Annotated in this window: 10 protein-coding genes; all 10 read right to left on the bottom strand. The window is 36.0% G+C overall.

Features of this window, described 5'->3' with window-relative positions:
* Positions 1–3: 3 nt before the first annotated feature.
* On the bottom strand, positions 4–2,322 hold the full coding sequence (gene yicI, locus H7K77_RS12705; protein ID WP_186578216.1) for an alpha-xylosidase: 2,319 nt from the start codon (positions 2,320–2,322) through the stop codon (positions 4–6).
* Between the two features lie 27 nt (positions 2,323–2,349).
* Positions 2,350–4,377 (bottom strand): beta-galactosidase, encoded by a 2,028-nt coding sequence (locus H7K77_RS12710; RefSeq protein ID WP_186578217.1) that lies wholly within the window; start codon positions 4,375–4,377, stop codon positions 2,350–2,352.
* A 106-nt stretch (positions 4,378–4,483) separates the two neighbouring features.
* Positions 4,484–6,163 (bottom strand): ABC transporter substrate-binding protein, encoded by a 1,680-nt coding sequence (locus H7K77_RS12715; RefSeq protein WP_186578218.1) that lies wholly within the window; start codon positions 6,161–6,163, stop codon positions 4,484–4,486.
* Positions 6,164–6,213: 50 nt separating this feature from the next.
* The gene (locus H7K77_RS12720; RefSeq protein ID WP_186578219.1) at positions 6,214–7,104 is read right to left on the bottom strand and encodes a carbohydrate ABC transporter permease; all 891 of its coding nucleotides are present in this window, start codon (positions 7,102–7,104) and stop codon (positions 6,214–6,216) included.
* Between the two features lie 54 nt (positions 7,105–7,158).
* A complete protein-coding gene (locus tag H7K77_RS12725) occupies positions 7,159–8,169 on the bottom strand; it encodes an ABC transporter permease (protein ID WP_186578220.1) in 1,011 nt (336 codons plus the stop codon).
* 758 nt (positions 8,170–8,927) lie between these two features.
* A complete protein-coding gene (locus H7K77_RS12730; protein WP_186578221.1) occupies positions 8,928–10,352 on the bottom strand; it encodes a DUF4340 domain-containing protein in 1,425 nt (474 codons plus the stop codon).
* Positions 10,353–10,371: 19 nt separating this feature from the next.
* Positions 10,372–11,040: a YesL family protein gene (locus tag H7K77_RS12735; protein ID WP_186578222.1), complete on the bottom strand. Its 669-nt coding sequence runs from the start codon at positions 11,038–11,040 to the stop codon at positions 10,372–10,374.
* Positions 11,041–11,090: 50 nt separating this feature from the next.
* Entirely contained in the window at positions 11,091–12,605 is a 1,515-nt protein-coding gene (locus H7K77_RS12740) for a response regulator transcription factor (protein ID WP_186578223.1), read from the bottom strand.
* A complete protein-coding gene (locus tag H7K77_RS12745) occupies positions 12,583–14,403 on the bottom strand; it encodes a cache domain-containing sensor histidine kinase (protein WP_186578224.1) in 1,821 nt (606 codons plus the stop codon). Before H7K77_RS12745 ends, H7K77_RS12740 begins: the two co-directional genes overlap by 23 nt.
* Before the next feature lie 289 nt (positions 14,404–14,692).
* Positions 14,693–17,014, bottom strand: coding sequence for a glycosyl hydrolase family 95 catalytic domain-containing protein (locus H7K77_RS12750; protein ID WP_186578225.1), 2,322 nt, complete (start codon positions 17,012–17,014; stop codon positions 14,693–14,695).
* Between the last annotated feature and the right edge of the window lie 174 nt (positions 17,015–17,188).

The raw sequence follows: 17,188 nt of genomic DNA on the forward strand, positions 1-17,188 counted from the left end.
TTGTTATTTTAACGTAAAAGTATGTGATTCGTTAGTTGCATGAAATGTAATTTTAGCACCATCTTTATCATTTGACCAATCATCACTAGTGGCAGATTGTATCGATTCACCATGTAGGAGAATAGAGAAAGGGTTACCGCTCATATCATGTTTAACTGTTATCTCATTTCCAATACGTGACAACTTAATCTCACCAGCTTGTTTTCCATCCATGTCATAAATGGTTGCAGTCGCTTCCTTCCCATCTTGTAGGGTATAAACATGGAAACATACATCTCTCATGTAGTCATAATCTGGTTTATTACTAACAGCCCCTCTAGGTAATATTGTATTCTCTTTTACAAATAAAGGTAGGCTGAAATAATCATATTTGTCTTTTCTCCACGTACCACCTTGAACTGTTTTACCTGAAAGTAGATGTGTCCATTTTCCTTTTGGTAAGTAATATGACCCTACTCCCTCTTCATTAAAAATAGGCGCCACCAAGACGGAATCCCCAAGCATATATTGTCTATCTAATGTGTCACAAAGCGGATCCTCTGGAAATTCTAATAGCATCGAACGCATGACTGGAATTCCTGTTTGGTTGTTTTCGACAGCAGTACGAAATAAGTACGGCATTAAACTATTCTTAAGCTCTACAAAGTGTTTTGCCACGTCTACTGCCTCTTCATCAAATTTCCACGGCACTCGATAGGAAGAACTACCATGAAAACGACTGTGGCTAGATAATAAACCAAATGCCGTCCAACGCTTAAATACATCTGGCGTAGCTGTGTTTTCAAAGCCACCAATATCATGGCTCCAATAACCAAACCCAGACATTGTTAAAGATAAACCACCTCTTAGACTTTCCGCCATTGCCTCATAGGTAGAATCACAATCGCCTCCCCAATGTACTGGGAACTTTTGTCCGCCAGCAGTAGCTGAACGAGCAAAGACAATTGCCTCCTTCTCCCCTTTCTCTTCCTTAAGCAAGTTATACACTACTTCATTATATTTATACGCATAGTAATTATGCATTTTATATGGATCCGAACCATCATGATAGACTACGTCTTCTGTTGGAATCCGTTCCCCGAAGTCTGTTTTAAACGAATCAACGCCCATATCTAGCAGTACTTTTAACTTGCTAGCGAACCATGCACAAGCCTCTGGATTACTAAAATCTACAATCCCCATTCCTGCTTGCCATAAATCCCACTGCCATACATCCCCGTTCGTCCTTTTTATTAAATAACCATGTTCACAAGCTTCCTCAAACAACAATGACTTTTGGGCGATATATGGATTTATCCAAACACAGATTTTTAATCCTTTGTCTTTAAGCCTTTTCAGCATTGCTTGTGGATCTGGAAAGTTCCTTTCATCCCATATGAAGTTACTCCATTCAAATTCTTTCATCCAAAAACAGTCGAAATGAAATACGCTTAAAGGAATACCACGCTCAGCCATTCCATCGACAAAGTGGTTAACTGTTTCCTCATTATAATCCGTAGTAAACGACGTTGATAGCCATAATCCAAATGACCATGCAGGTGGTAGATCTGGCTTGCCAGTTAAGTCCGTATATCGACTAACTACTTGTTTAGGTGTAGGCCCATTAATGATGTAGTAATCTAAATACTCACCTTCCACACTATATTGTGATTTAGAAACAACCTCTGAACCTAATTCAAAGCTGACTTTTTCTGGGTGGTTTACAAAAATACCATATCCACGATTACTCAAATAAAAAGGAATATTTTTGTAGGATTGTTCTGAGCTAGTTCCACCATCCTCATTCCATACATCTACGGATTGACCGTTTTTCACATAAGGTGTAAAACGCTCCCCTAATCCATATAATTGCTCACCAACCTTTAAACTGTGCTGTCCTCTCATATACGTTTTTTTCTCGGGTCCTGTAATCCATGCCAAGCCTTTTCCATCTATGTTCGTTAGCGTTGTAGTACCATTTAATATTTCCATTCCAAACGGCTTCTTATTTATTCTTGCCGTTAGGTTTCCGCTTGAGAAAATAATTTCATCGCCATTCTCGTCAACTTGAAAGTCACTTTTTTGATCTTGAACATCAAAATTCGGATACTTTTTCGCTCCACCTTTAAAATGCCAAGTTTGTAATCGGATAACGTTTTTCATTGGTGAAGTTAATTTAATAGTAAGTAAAGGTCCATCTAGTGTATCCCCACGGTGATTAATATCCTTACATGGTGCATAAAGAGTTATCCCATCGTCATTCACCTCCATATCATGAATGATTTTAGGAAAGTTTATCGTGAATCCTTCTCTAACAAGCCAATTCCCACTTGTAAATTTCATTATCTGTTCCCCCATTCTTTATAGTTACTAGTTTTCTAGAATCATAATAGCTCTTCCTGGAATAGTTGCTTTTTGACTAATAGATTGACCCGTAATTAAATCTTTTCGTTGTTCTTTCAACACGAAAGTAGCCTTTTCTTCGTTATGATTTAATAGAAATAAGTAGGATTTACCCGCTTTAACACGTTCTGATACTTCCACTCCTTGTTCCGCACTTTTGACTAAAGGTTCAATCCCTTTATCATGACAAAGATTGGAAAGTAATCCCTTTAAAAAAGCTTTATCTGGACTAGAAGCTACGTAATAAGCATGACCAGTACCAAATATATTTTTAGTCAATACTGGCATTCCCTGATAGAAGTCAGATCCGTAAGTTGCTAAAACTTCTGCTCCCTCCGTATGAATAAGATCAAATAAGAGATTACATTCATACTCACCTTGTAAATCACCCAATGTTTCTTTCATAACAATTTGATTGGTAACCTTAGGATCAAGTGCATCAATCTCTTCTGCCCAAATACCCAATAGCTTACGTAATTCTCCTGGATAGCCACCGGTTGTAACCAGATCATTTTCATTTACGATCCCACTAAAGAAAGTTGTAACAAGTGTTCCCCCTGCTGCTACAAAAGCTTCTAGCTTTTTTGCATGACCACTTTTCACCATATACAGAACAGGTGCAATCACAATATCATATTTACTTAGTTCTTCCTCTACACCAATCATATCTACTTGCACATTTTGTTCGTAAAGAGCATCATAATATTTATGGATTTCTTGCACATAATCTAATGCGATGGATGGTCCACTAGATAAATCAATCGCCCAACGGTTCTCCCAATCAAACACAATAGCAACCCTCGCATTGATACGAGCATCTATAAATTTGTCAGATAGTTGGATAAGCTCCCTACCTAAATCAGCAGACTCTCGAAAAACTCGAGTCTGTTCGTGTCCAACATGTTCGATCACTGCTCCATGATATTTTTCAGTTGCACCAATTGATCTACGTAACTGAAAAAACATAATGGTATCTGCACCCCGTGCCACTGCCTGATAACTCCATAACCTCATGACTCCTGGTCTCTTTAATGAATTATAAGGTTGCCAATTTTGTTGGCTTGGAGTCTGTTCCATCAGCATAAACGGGTCCCCACCTTTTAGCCCTCTCATAAGATCATGTGTCATAGCAGTTAGGCTTACAGGTGTATCGATCGAAGGATAATTATCCCATGAGATAATGTCCATTTCTTTTGCCCACTTAAAATAGTCTAATTCCGGATATAAACCCATTAGATTAGTTGTGATGGGGATATCAGGTGTATGTTTGCGAATCGCATCTCTTTCCAACTGATAGCATTCTAAAAGACGATCTGATTGAAAACGTCGATAGTCTAAAGAAATTCCTTGAAAGTTGGTGTTTTGCCCTCCCTGCCATTCTTCACTTAATCCATTTGGCGGAACAATCTCTTCCCATTCATAGAAAGTATGACCCCAGAAACTAGTATTCCATGCTTTATTAACGGCATCCAATGTATCGTATCTACTTTTTAACCACTCACGAAAACCATTTGCACAATTGTCACAGTAACAGTAGCCACCATATTCATTGGATACATGCCAAATTAGAACTGCCGGATGATTTTTATACCGTTCAGCCAGTTTACTAGCCATTCTCTCCGCATATTTTCGATAGGTCGGACTACTTGGACAAGAGTTATGTCTTCCACCAAATTGTCTCTTTCTTCCTTCAAAGTCAACTCGTCTAATATCTGGGTATTTCCTTGCCATCCAAGCTGGATGTGCTCCAGTACTGGTAGCTAAACAGACAAATACACCGTTCTCATGTAATCGATCAATTGTTTCATCCAACCACTCCAAGTGATATGTATCCTCATTTGGCTGATTTAAAGCCCACGAGAAAACATTTATCGTTGCAACATCGATACCTGCTAGCTTAAACATTCGGTAATCTTCATCCCATGTGTCTTTATCCCACTGCTCTGGGTTATAATCTCCCCCATACCAAACTTTTGGTAGTCTTTTATTAATCATTTATAATCAGCACCTATCCTCTAACTTTAATATAGTAGATAACTAGTCTAGAAAATTTAGCCTGATTCCAGAACTACGGAACCAGGCTGCATTCTTTTAATTTAAATTAATTAGTACCCCATAATTCCATTTTATTTTGGGTTAATTTCGTCATTTCCTCATTGGCCTTTTCAATATTCATATCCTCTAATTCTTGAATCATGGAATCCCATGCATCATCAAATTCAGCTGGATCGCCTAAAATAGCTTGCGTAATTCTTTGCTCTACTAGATCATCCGCTTTTTGTTGAATAATTTGTAAATCACTACCAGGTGGTATAGCATAGTTTGCTGCAGCACCATGATTAGAAATCCCTAATTCTTCAGTTGGCGGGAACCAATTAGTCCAGTTTTCCATTTCATATTCAGCTAAAACTTCTTTTTCCGCTTTATTAAAGCTTGCAATGATATCTTGTTCTGTATCTGGCGTTATAGATTGACCATTAGAATCAACGGCACCGTTACCCCATTGAGGGAAAGGGTACACATAAAATCCAACACCAGTCTCCTTCGCATAATCAGGATCGGTTAATTTACGTTCTTTATCATCTTCTTGAAGGACACGCTTACCATCAACGATATCGTAATTTTCACCTTCTACACCCCAGTTGACAAGAATTTGAGCTTCTTCTGATGCCATCCAATCAAGAAACTCGAACGCTCTTTCTTGGTGTTCACTAGTAGAAGAAATAGCAATTCCCCAACCACCAGCAAAACCATAATCTTTTAACCCTTGAGACTTGTATTCAGGACCGAGTGTTACAGGTAGTGGTGCATAGGTTTTCCACTCTTTCCCATCAGCTACAAGTGCTTTGTCTGCATCTGCTATATCCCAGTCTTGGTCTGCGATACTTAATACTCTGCCTGAAGAGAGCTTTGCAATATAAGTGTCATAGGTATGGGTAAACGATTCGGGATCCAATAGGCCTTTGTCATTCATGCCATTTAACCATTTAAAGTATTCTTTCAGCTCTGGCTTTAAGAATTTGTAAGTTGCTTCTCCTGTTTCATCGTTAATAGCCCACTGGCCGTCATCTGGGATTCCTGCTGCAAATCCAGCAGGGTTACCTACAGTGATTAGCCATCTCCAATCACTACCTAACAAAGATAGCCCTAACGTTTTTTGTCCATCGATTTCCGGATACTTCTCTTTATATTCAGTGATAGCGTTTTCAAAATCTTCAAGTGTTTTTATTTCTGGGTAACCAAGTTCTCTTAACACATCCAATTGCACTTGAAATGTTCCACTTGTAGCCCAATAGGCATTTTCCACTCCATAGGTACCTACAGTATAAATACTAGGATCATCTATTGAATTACGTAGTCGATCAAGTTGGTCACCATACAATGCTTTTAAGTTATCTCCCTTTTCTTCAATTAGGTCATCTAATTTTATTACACCACCAGCTTCTATCAACTTCCCAATATCACCTTTTGCATAAATCATGTCAGGATAGTCTCCACTAGCGATCATTAATGGAATCGTTTCGTCATTACCACCTACAGGATAGTCTAGTTCTAGCGTTACGCCTGTTGCTTCTGTAATTTTCTTTGCGACTGGATCATCGAAAGTTTTCTCTACCCCATCCTCACTATAAAAAGTTAGTGTTACAGGTTCAGTAGATGATTCTTCACTATCCCCTTCCGAATCATCCGTTGAAGATGAATCATCGGAACAACCTGTCATGATTACTGCTCCAATAAGGAACAGTAATGACAATGTAAAAATAGATAATACCTTTTTCATGTTAGACCCTCCTACTATTTGTTTATATTAATTTTTCATTAATACCAAGTTTAGCTTTTCACTGCCCCAAGTGTTAAACCGGTTACAAAATACTTTTGTAAAAATGGATAAACTAGCAATATTGGAAGTGTAGCAATAATAGTGATCGCCATTTTAATAGATTGTGGATTAGTTTGATCTGCTATCACCTTTGCATTTCCAGACGTAATATCTCCTGCTGAGATATTTGAATTGTCTAGAATCTTCATCAATTCATACTGCAGTGTCGTTAAATTCTCGTTTGCCCTAGCATATAGATACGTATCAAACCAGCTGTTCCATTGACCTACTGCTAAAAATAAGGCAATCGTCGCAATAACTGGTAAACATAATGGCACAATTATCCTAGTAAAGATTGTAAAATCATTTGCACCATCGATTTTGGCTGATTCTTCTAGCGCTTTTGGTATGTTATCCATAAAGGATCGAATGATTATAACGTTAAAAGCGGACAATAGCATTGGTAAAATATATACCCAGAAATTATTAATTAATCCGAGGTGTCTTATTAGCATGTAGTCTGGGATCAATCCTCCACTTATGAACATGGTCATAACAAGTAATATGCCTACAACTTTGTTAAACACAAAGTCTTTTCGACTCAACGTATAGGCTAGCATCGTGCTTGCGATTAATCCTGTAATTGTACCAACAACTGTCCGCAAAAGGGACATGAGAAATGCTTGTAATAATCGATCGTTACTTCCAAATATTTCTGTATAGTTAGCAAATGTAAATTCCCTTGGCCATATATGGATCCCACCTTTTGCTGTATCTACTGCATTATTTAACGAGATCGCCAGTATGTTTAGAAATGGGTATAAGGTAATGACCAGTACGAACACCATAAATAGAACTAGCACTATATCAAATAACGTCCATTTCTTTTTTTTGTTATGCATGTTATTCTTCCCCTTTCCTCAAAATCAGGAAATTTATCTCCTCATTCTTTTGTACTAGAACACTCGTCCTTCACCAATCCGTTTTGCAAACTGGTTACAGATAATGATTAAAATGATACTAATTACTGATTTGAATATTCCTATTGCCGTACCGAAGGAATAACGGAACATTCCGATACCATAATCCAATGCATATAAATCAATAACTAGAGCTTTTTCAGCTACAATATTATTTCCTAATAGCATCTGTTTTTCAAAGCCAATATTGATTAAGTTACCGATACTTAAGATTAAAAGTACAATGATGACTGGTCGAATACTTGGCAGCGTTATATGCCACATCTGTCTTATCCTACTAGCACCATCAACCTTGGCTGCTTCGTATAGTTGTGGATCAACCCCCGCCATTGCAGCTAAATAAATAATGGCATTCCATCCTGTTTCTTTCCACACATCAGCGACAGTAACAATTCCCCAAAACATGTCGGGATTTGCCATAAACCCAATTGGTTCGTTGATAATTCCGATTCCCATTAACAAATTATTGATAACACCATCCTGTGAAAGCATAGTGATGACAATATTTGCACCAATTACCCATGAAACAAAGTGTGGTAAATAGGAGACTGTTTGCGTAAACTTTTTAAAATGTAACAGCCTTAATTCATTTAACAATAATGCAAAAATGATTGCTGAGATTGTACCAAACACTAAACCAAGGATTCCCATTCCTAGTGTATTTTCTAATGCCCGATAGAACATTGGTTCATTAAATAAATCCTTGAAATGCTTTAGTGCGACCCACTCCTGGTCAAACAACCCATTCTGTGGCTTGTAATTTTGAAAGGCCATCACCCAACCGCCAACTGGTATATATTTAAATATAATTAACCAAATTACAAATGGGAGTGACATTAAAATTAGTGCTTTTTGGTTCTTTACTTGTTTCCAGAATCCTTTCTTGGGAAGCTTTGGAGGTTTTTTTAATTCCCCATTATCGATAGGCCTTTCTGTAATTAGAGGGGCATTAGGTTGCCCTCTAACTTCTCTGACTGATTTCCCCATAATAATCTCTCCTTACTACTTAGAAAAGAGCTAAGAATGTATTTCTTCTTGCCTCTATTGCTTAATACAAGCATAAAAGAAATCGCTTACAAAAGATACGCATTAAACTAGACTAAAAATCATGTAAAAACTAGATATTATCAAACAGTAAAATATAGACACATACGATGTGAATAAGACTATGAGCAAATAGAATAATTCACATTTTAAATCCTTCCCTTACTAGAGTGTTGAGATAAACTCTCCAGTAACTAACTTTTTACAATCTTAATAAATGCTGATCAACCGTTCCGGAAATATACTACGCTTTCCGCGGGCTCGCGCTGAGCCTCCTCGGTCGCAAAGAACGCTCCCTGTGGGGTCTCACCGTCTTCGCTGTTCCCGCAGGAGTCTCCGTATATTTCCTCCACTTGCCTAATTTTCACAAAAAGAGAGATGTGCTTTTAATTAATTCATTTCAGGTATTAAGCTAAAATTGACTAGACAACACAATCCAGCGTAGGCAGAATACGGAGACTTCTGTGGGAACAACACGCGTCCGAAGACCCCGGAAGAAGCGTTCTTTGCTGATGAGGAGGCTGAGGCCGTGCCCACGAAAAGCGGAGTATTCTGCCGAAGCAAGTGATCGCACTCATCAATTAAGTAATTATGAGAATTACTTACTGCATAGTCTATAGATATTGAGACGTAACAGCTGTACGAAAAGAGTCAAATTAAAAAATCCAAGCACATCACCGTGTACATGGATTTTTAATGGGTTATTCGTCTTTTTTTACCTTGTTAATCTCATTAATCATATCCTTTACTTGTTGTTTATCAACAAGTAACTCTGCTGTATCTCCAACAAAAGCCACATAGTTTTCTTCATCATAAGATACAAATTCAACCAGTATTTCCTTCGTTTCATCTGAGGCTAACTGTATAGTATAAGTGATTGATACCTCGGGATGATCATACTCAGCGTTAGTTACTACATCGGTTGCACTCAAACCTGCAATTCGCTTATATAAATCTCTAAATTTTTTATCTTCCATAACATGACCATCTACTTTAAACGTCATACCCTTTTCTTTACTATTTACGGCATGATCCGCCAGATTTTTGGCAATCTTCATAACTGTCTCATTATCATTGGTCTTCACCTTGATCTCACTAAGTACATCAAGACTTATAATTTTCACGAAATGATCCACGATATCAAACGCTTGATAACTATAGGGCTCCAATAACTTTTTACTTATCGTAAACACCTTGTCATCATCTTTCATTTTAGCGTAGTAAGTATTGCCACCGGCTGGACTACCGATTAGGATGGTATCTTGGTCTGAATCTGACTGAAGCGATATTGTAAAGTTAACGTCATCTAATCCATATGATTGGAGATCATCTACACCTTCAACCATAATTTCTTCTAATTCCAATTCGTTAACACCAAGTAGGATATTTTCCAATTTATTATACTGAACACTATATACTCCCTTATAAGGTTGATGCATAAACCACCCGGATAGGTTTGTTCTAACTTCCTCTTCCTCGTATGGGGAGCTTGGTAGTAGTTCAATGGTTTCCATGCCATTATTGATCGTAATCTTGTTTACTGACTCAGATTTAATCGTTGTAATAGAATTATCCGTTAAATCATGACTTCGTGTTGGAATCGGTTGTAGGAGAGCTACTGGAACTTGATAAATCGCATCTTTTTTATCAGATAAAGCAACATATTTAAATTTCTCATCTTCACTAATCTTTCCTATTGAAATAGTAGTAACAGTCGTTCCAGATTCACCTAGTAATTCTATCGTCGTTTTTGATTCATCCAATCCGGTATCCTCTCTTGAAATAGAACTAGCTTTAATACCCTGCAATGAAAAAATACCCACAATAGCATTATTAACTTTATTATTATCCTGCTCTCTATCTAAATCAATTCCATTCCAGTTACCACTAGCATCTTGTTTTAGCATGAGTTCACCATTTTCGTTAGTAATACGAATTTCTTTGAAGTCATCTGTTGAGGGTAGAAGATTTTCTACCGTTACAGCTGCTGCCTCTTCTTCCTTACCTTGATCTGCCTCAACATCTGGTTTTGCTGTTTTAACAGGCTGATTAGAAAGAACAATTAATAATCCGATAAATAAGGTAAACCCAACTGCGACTGATATCAACTTGTATCGTTTACTCATTTTAATACCCCCGACCTAATTAGTGCTGCTCTGTCATTTCACGTTCCATTTGAATAAAAGGACTTTGTAAGTTAAACATGATGAAAAAACAAATTAAACTAACTGCAAATAGCGAGCTAATGCTTGGAATGTAATAAAATATAAATCCAAATGATATGATACTGGTAGCATTTAGTAATGTAGTTTTAAAATATTTAAAATTAGAATAAATAGAAATAAGAAATAAATTCTTCATTTTCACTTCAAAACGAGTGAGGATTGGAAAGGCATACATCATAATCATCCCACAAATGAAAAGCAAAATTAAAAACAAGGGAGAGGCTGCATTTATATTACGAGTAGCATAATAAAAGTCTACTACTAAAATAAACATTACAGTTAATTGAATGAACCAGTACCTCATAGAAATTCCAAAATTACGCTTATAAGCCTTCCAGTAGTCTAAAGTAGGACTAATTTCCCTTTCTCTGATAAACCTCCCCATTGAACTCAGAACGGCGGCAATTGCTGGCCCTGCTGGTATCAGTGTTAAATAGAATAATAATATATTTTCAAAAGTGAAATCTGCTAAAAAATAGACTACTATAAACGTAATATTACATAATAAAAAGTATATATTTATTAACAAAAATACATACATATACCTCATCGCTACGTAGATCGGGCGATCCGTAATTGGCTTTGACATAGAAATCCCCTCACAATTAGATCTTTACCTAAATATAAGATCTTGTTCTCTTATTCTGTCTTTACTCTTTTATCATTACATCCCTTTTGATATTCCTTTGGACTAATACCAACATACTTTTTAAATTTTTTATGAAAATAGTCAATGTTACAGTAACCTACACGTTCAGAGATTTGATATACTTTATCATCCCCTTTAGATAGGGCCACTTTTGCTTTTTCGATTCTCACCCTATCTAAATAAGTGTGAAAATACTCTCCAGTTTGCTTTTTGAATTTTTTTCCTAAATAGGAGCTATTATAGTTAAATAGCTCCGCTAAGAGCTTCAAGTTTAAATCTTCATAAAAATACTGGTCCACATAGTCTTTCATTTTTTGAACTGTACTTCTATTTGATGTATTTTTGTTTATATTTTGACTAACAGCTTCTAGTTCTTTCTGAATATATTGAAGTAAATCTTGTAATGTCGGCTGTTTTAAGATTTTATCAACCAAAACTTCTTTAGGTGTAAATACGACAGATGAGTGGTGCTTTTGCAAGTATTCGAAAATCGATGCAGTAAAATCAATTATTTCTGCCTTTACACGATCTTGAGAAAAATAAGAGAATTGGTAGTACTTCTCAACTTGTTTGAGTTCATTCGTAATATTTTTAAAATCATTGAATTCCATAAACCTACAGAGATTATTTTTAATTGTTTCGAGTGATTTTCCCTGAGTCTTCTCTTCTAACATTTCATAGGAGAGGAAAGACTCCTGACTGTGGCAAAAATAAACATCTTTCAATTTTTGAGTTTGCCTAAAAGAATCAACTATTTGTACACTACCTGTTACGGGATTTCCTAGTAGGACCGTGCAACCCTCATTACCATACTTTTCAAGGTTAGTAATAAGGAATTGAATATAATCCTTAATCACTTTTTCTTCTTGATTAATAAACAAGAGATGTATTCGTGCGTCTTTTCGGATCAATTTAATAGCATCTTCATGATCCGTCAATTCATTTGTTAACCACTGATAACCAGGCTGGTTAATTTCTTTAAATAAACTTACAACTTGAAATAGCTCGTCTGTCCATTCTTCCAATAGGCTTTCATCAATTTCGTGAGCTCTACCTTCCAATAGTTTTTTTAGGGACTGCTCTTCATTTATTCTTTTAAAGAGGGTAAGTTGATTATTTATATTTTCTTCCTGTTTTAATTCCTCAGAAACTTTTACTATTGAACTAATCAATTCCTCTTCATCAATTGGTTTTAATAAATAGGATCCAATTCCTAGCTTGATAGATTCCTTCGCATAGGAAAAACTAGAATATCCAGAAAGTATAATAAATTTACATTTATAGCCCTCCTCCTTAATCTGTTGAATAATCTCTATGCCTGAGAAACCTGGCATTCGAATATCTATTAAGACAAGATCTGGATCTTGTAACCGAATTTTGTTTAAGCCGTCTCTCCCATCCACTCCAACATCACAAATATAGTACCCGTAATCAGACCAAGAAATTATGTTTCTCAACCCTTCTCTAACAATAGGTTCATCATCAATGATTACTACTTTTCTCATTGCTATCTAGTCCTTTCCTTAAGGGTAAGTACAAGGTGACAGTCGTGCCGATATTTTTCTCACTATTTACCTTTAAACCAAATTCGTCCCCATAATGCAACTTGATTCGTTGGTGAACGTTGAATAATCCAATACTGTTAGATGTTGACTGCTCTTCCGATTGATCCAAACGTAATTGTAACTTTTCAAGTTCTGACTTAGTAATACCAATGCCGTTATCCTTCACATCAATCATCAAATAGTTACTGTTTTCTTTAACAATAATCTGCAGCTCTCCCCGCCCTTCTTTGTTTTCTAATCCGTGTATAACCGAGTTTTCCACGATAGGTTGGAGTAGTAAAGGGAATACTTTATAGTTTGTCAGATCACATTCTGTTGAAATCTCATACTCTATTTTTTCTCCAAAACGCAGCTTTTGAATTTCAAGATAGGTTGTTACAATGTCGATTTCATGCTCTAAAGATACAGGTTTATCCGTTCTTTCTAACCCAGATCTCATCATTTTGCTAAGTAGTTTTACAATATTGGCAACCTCAACATCTTTATTCATAAATGCTTTCATCCGAATCATCTCTAACGTATTGTATAAGAAGTGAGGATTAATTTGACTCGATAACATTTTAAATTCCGATTCCTTTTGTTTTCTTTTCCATTTTTCTTCTTTAATTTTATGAATATATACTTCATTAATTAATTTTTTGATACTTTCAGCTGTAATAGATAGTTCTCGATATACCTCCCCAATTTCATCTTTTCCTTCAATTTGTTTTCTTAATTCAAAGTCACCCTTAGAAACTTTATTCATAGCATGCTTTAATAGGTTAACTCGTCGATCAAAGGTACGGATAAATAGGACAATCAATGTTATCGAAACTAAAATACACCCAATAACAACAATGAACCCCTTAAGGAGAACTGTGTTTGATTCCTGCATTACCTCTTTTACTGGAATGATTGCTGCTATCTGAATACTGTCCTCTAATGCCTTTTCAGGATGAAAGGAACGGACATTAACTTTAACCTCTTCCTCTTGATAAGTTGTATCTAGTACAAAGTTACCCTGTTCTATATCAGAACTTTTATGATTTAAAAATGTTGGTTCCGTGCCAATTAAATCACGGTTCTTATTATGAACTATGGTTTCATTGTTTAAAGAAATATAGGCATCATATACCTCATCCTTCGATATTTCGTTTAATACATCAGGTGAAATATAGACAGACAAAACCCCAAGTAATTGATTATTAGAGGAATAAACGGCCCTGGTTAAGGTTAGGAATTTCTTTTTTGTCCAGTGGTCTTCTTTATAAACCCAACTTACATAGCCTTTCTTTTTCAAAGCCTGTTGGTACCATTCCTTACTTGTTATCTCTTTGTCTGCGTACACGAAATAGGAATTAGTAATAATATCCTTTGTCATAAAAAATTGAATATTTTCTATTTCATTGTAGTATTTCAAATATTCATCGAAGATCGGGTATAGATTGTATGCATTATATATTTCTAGATTATTTTCATAAGATTGTAAAAGGAGTTTTTCTACATCTTTGTTCATATATATAAGATCAGAAATTTTTGTAGCACGGTTAAATACTGTGTTTAATCGCATTTCTAGTTTATCGATATTGGCATGCGTTTCATTTAGTGAATTGTTCAGGACAACTTCTCTCATCCCATAGTTAAGGTAAATACCTACTAGTAATACCGGAATTAAGGTTACAACAATATAGATTCCTAGTAATTTATGTCTAATTCTAATGTCAGTTAACCAAGTTAATAACCTTTCCAGTAATTTCATCGGTGTTCCCCCTACCGTCCTGTCGCCTGTTGTTTTTGTACGGCTGTACATCATTTATTTAAAGCTGCCTTCTTCTTTTAAAAAATACACTCACCAAAATTATTAAGCGCTTCCATTTAATTAAAAATAAAAGGGTTCTCAAAGAAAAGGTGAGGCCATGCCTTTCTATAAAATATTAGGCACAGCCACTACTTTACCGTTATTTTACAGTATCTAACATCTGTTTACTATAGATTTCATTATATAAATACTATAAAGTTTTTTTCTTTAACCTACTTCTAAGAGATCCTCAAAGTTGGAAAACTAGTTCCGCACGGGTATCTTTACTTACCTTAAGTAACAATTCTCCCTCAACTTCGCTAGTAAAGCACCTAGTACTCTCTTTTATTATACATTGTCTAAAGTTTGGCAGTTTTATTCTAATCTCTTGGTCTATAAAAGAAGTCAGAGATATATCCACCTTCTTATTTGTGAGATCCCACTCAACCTTATCTATAACAATTTGATTAGGTACCCTTACTCCTTCTAATCTACCTTTTGGAATATGAGTTGGAAGTGCTCTTAGTAAAATTATTTCTCCAGGAACTCCATCAATAATCATTTCATTAATAACTTGGGGAATGGCACCATTACCGTCTACATTAAATAAGTGCCGATCATTGTAATGGGATGTTATCATTGATGGAAAAATGGATTCCTTTACAACCATCATCTGTAATATTTCATAGACTAATTTGCTATCATTAAATTGGGTTGCGCAAAGGGCTGCATGCATTCGACCATGTGTAGAGGATGTGTCGGCATCCTCACTTCTTAACCAAGCCTCTAAGCGTTTGTTTAAGGCCACTTTTGATGCTTCCCATAATCTCGGTTCTGACTCCTCATTGAATTCTCTACTTTGGAATATCGAATAAAGATGTGAAAAGTGTCGGTGATTATAGTTCTCTTCTTTTCCATTTATTGCCCATTCCTGTATAGCACCCTCCTGATTAATCATGTAATCCGGAAGCTTCACAAGCATGTCTTCCCACTTCTTTATTTCAGAATGGTGTACTTTCAGTTCTCTACAACTGCTAATTAAATTTTGTAATACTTCCCTTGCAACAGCAATATCTTGCGTTGCATTGTCACCACAGCCATTTTCTGCAGAGTAGGAAGGGGTAAAACGATACTTACCATCTGGGTCCTCAATTAGAAAGTCTTCATAAAATTGAACACATTCCATTAAATAAGGGATGGTTTGTTCCTCTAAAAATTGTTTATCTCCAGTAAATAAATAATATTGATAAAACCAGTGCCCGAGCCATCCTGCACCACATGTCCATAAATGAAGTGGCCATTCGCTGTTCCAATGAAAATGCTGCCCACTATTACTCGCATGAACCGGAGCCATAATTCCTCTTGCCCCATAATAATTCCTTGCATTATCACGGAAGCCAGGAAGCAATTCATTTATTAGTCGAAACAACCCTTTTAATCCGTCATTCATCCCACAAGATAAAGCAGATGCAATCGAGAGCTGCACGTTCGTATCGAATGTGTAGTCACCACTCCATGCAGGTTTAAAGGTTCCCGTCCATATTCCCTGAAGATTTGGTGTTAGTTCACCAGCACTACATATATACATATATCTACCTGCATCATACATTTTCTCTATTAAAGCAAAAGGTAATTTTTCTGTTTTTTTAGTTTCAGCAAACAAATCCTCTGTTGACCTAAGTCTTTCCGTATCTGTTGATAGATTTAATCTAACACGTTCAAATAATGCTTGATGCAAACCTAGATGACGTTCCATAAGAGCGTCATAGGAGGATAAAACTGTTTCTAATTCGGCAATGATTTGGTTAATACTTAGTAACTTTTCTGTTTTAAAGGGAACTATTTTCATGATTAAAAGTAGTTGTTTGGCGTGTTCTATTAGTATCTGATTGTTCTCTACTTTTACAGTTCCACCTGGGGCTACAATCTTTATAGCGACTTGAAACCCACCAGGCCCTAATACATATTTGTTCGTCAAGCCTACGAAGCTCTCTCCAATTTCTCTTTCGTGGTTAATCAATTCGTGTTTATAATCTTCAATATCAAGCTTGCAAGTTACGTCACTATGTTCATTTTGTATGGAATGAACAATAATGTCATCTGCCCTGGATACAAACGTTTTTCGAGTATGCCAATTACCGCTTCCATCTAAAAAACTAACTTGAATTTCCCCCGAATCAAAATTTACACTTCTTCTATAGTTCTTTACCTTTCCAAAAGAAGAATTAATATGCAAATGAAAACCAGGATGAAAAGGATCACTCATTTGTAACCCACTGTAACCTAACTCTAATGCTTTATTATAATAAAATTCGACGGCTTGTTCATATCCTTTTTCCTTGATAATTCGTCTAAACTGATCGAGATATGGTGCCATGTTAGGTAGTGAATTATTGGTACCAGTTGGCAAATATAACCTAGCATGGTTTCCAATAATGGTTTCGTTTGAAGGGTTACCAAGTACCATAACACCTTGTCTACCATTGCCACTAACCAATGCCTCTTCCCACGTATTTCCATAATTTTTATTCCAAGCTCCCCTTAAAGGAAAACTAGTTTCGAAAGTATTCATCCTATCACCAACATTTTTTTATTTGAATCGTTGCCATAGAAACCGGACCTTGAAATTATATATACAGATCATGCATCCCTCGTGAAGTTACAAATGGAAATTCATAATTACCCAATTGATCAGGAATTTCAGTATCCATGTCAATTCTTCTAATTTCTTCTGATTGCACTTTGT

The organism is Aquibacillus kalidii (assembly GCF_014280935.1).
In the GTDB taxonomy this organism is placed as follows: domain Bacteria; phylum Bacillota; class Bacilli; order Bacillales; family Amphibacillaceae; genus Aquibacillus_D; species Aquibacillus_D kalidii.

What these genes read in the sequence shown, in the direction of transcription:
- H7K77_RS12735 (WP_186578222.1), bottom strand. Translation starts at nt 11,040, where the DNA reads ATGTCAAAGCCAATTACGGATCGCCCGATCTACGTAGCGATGAGGTAT.
- H7K77_RS12730 (WP_186578221.1), bottom strand. Translation starts at nt 10,352, where the DNA reads ATGAGTAAACGATACAAGTTGATATCAGTCGCAGTTGGGTTTACCTTA.
- yicI (WP_186578216.1), bottom strand. Translation starts at nt 2,322, where the DNA reads ATGAAATTTACAAGTGGGAATTGGCTTGTTAGAGAAGGATTCACGATA.
- H7K77_RS12745 (WP_186578224.1), bottom strand. Translation starts at nt 14,403, where the DNA reads ATGAAATTACTGGAAAGGTTATTAACTTGGTTAACTGACATTAGAATT.
- H7K77_RS12740 (WP_186578223.1), bottom strand. Translation starts at nt 12,605, where the DNA reads ATGAGAAAAGTAGTAATCATTGATGATGAACCTATTGTTAGAGAAGGG.
- H7K77_RS12715 (WP_186578218.1), bottom strand. Translation starts at nt 6,163, where the DNA reads ATGAAAAAGGTATTATCTATTTTTACATTGTCATTACTGTTCCTTATT.
- H7K77_RS12710 (WP_186578217.1), bottom strand. Translation starts at nt 4,377, where the DNA reads ATGATTAATAAAAGACTACCAAAAGTTTGGTATGGGGGAGATTATAAC.
- H7K77_RS12750 (WP_186578225.1), bottom strand. Translation starts at nt 17,014, where the DNA reads ATGAATACTTTCGAAACTAGTTTTCCTTTAAGGGGAGCTTGGAATAAA.
- H7K77_RS12720 (WP_186578219.1), bottom strand. Translation starts at nt 7,104, where the DNA reads ATGCATAACAAAAAAAAGAAATGGACGTTATTTGATATAGTGCTAGTT.
- H7K77_RS12725 (WP_186578220.1), bottom strand. Translation starts at nt 8,169, where the DNA reads ATGGGGAAATCAGTCAGAGAAGTTAGAGGGCAACCTAATGCCCCTCTA.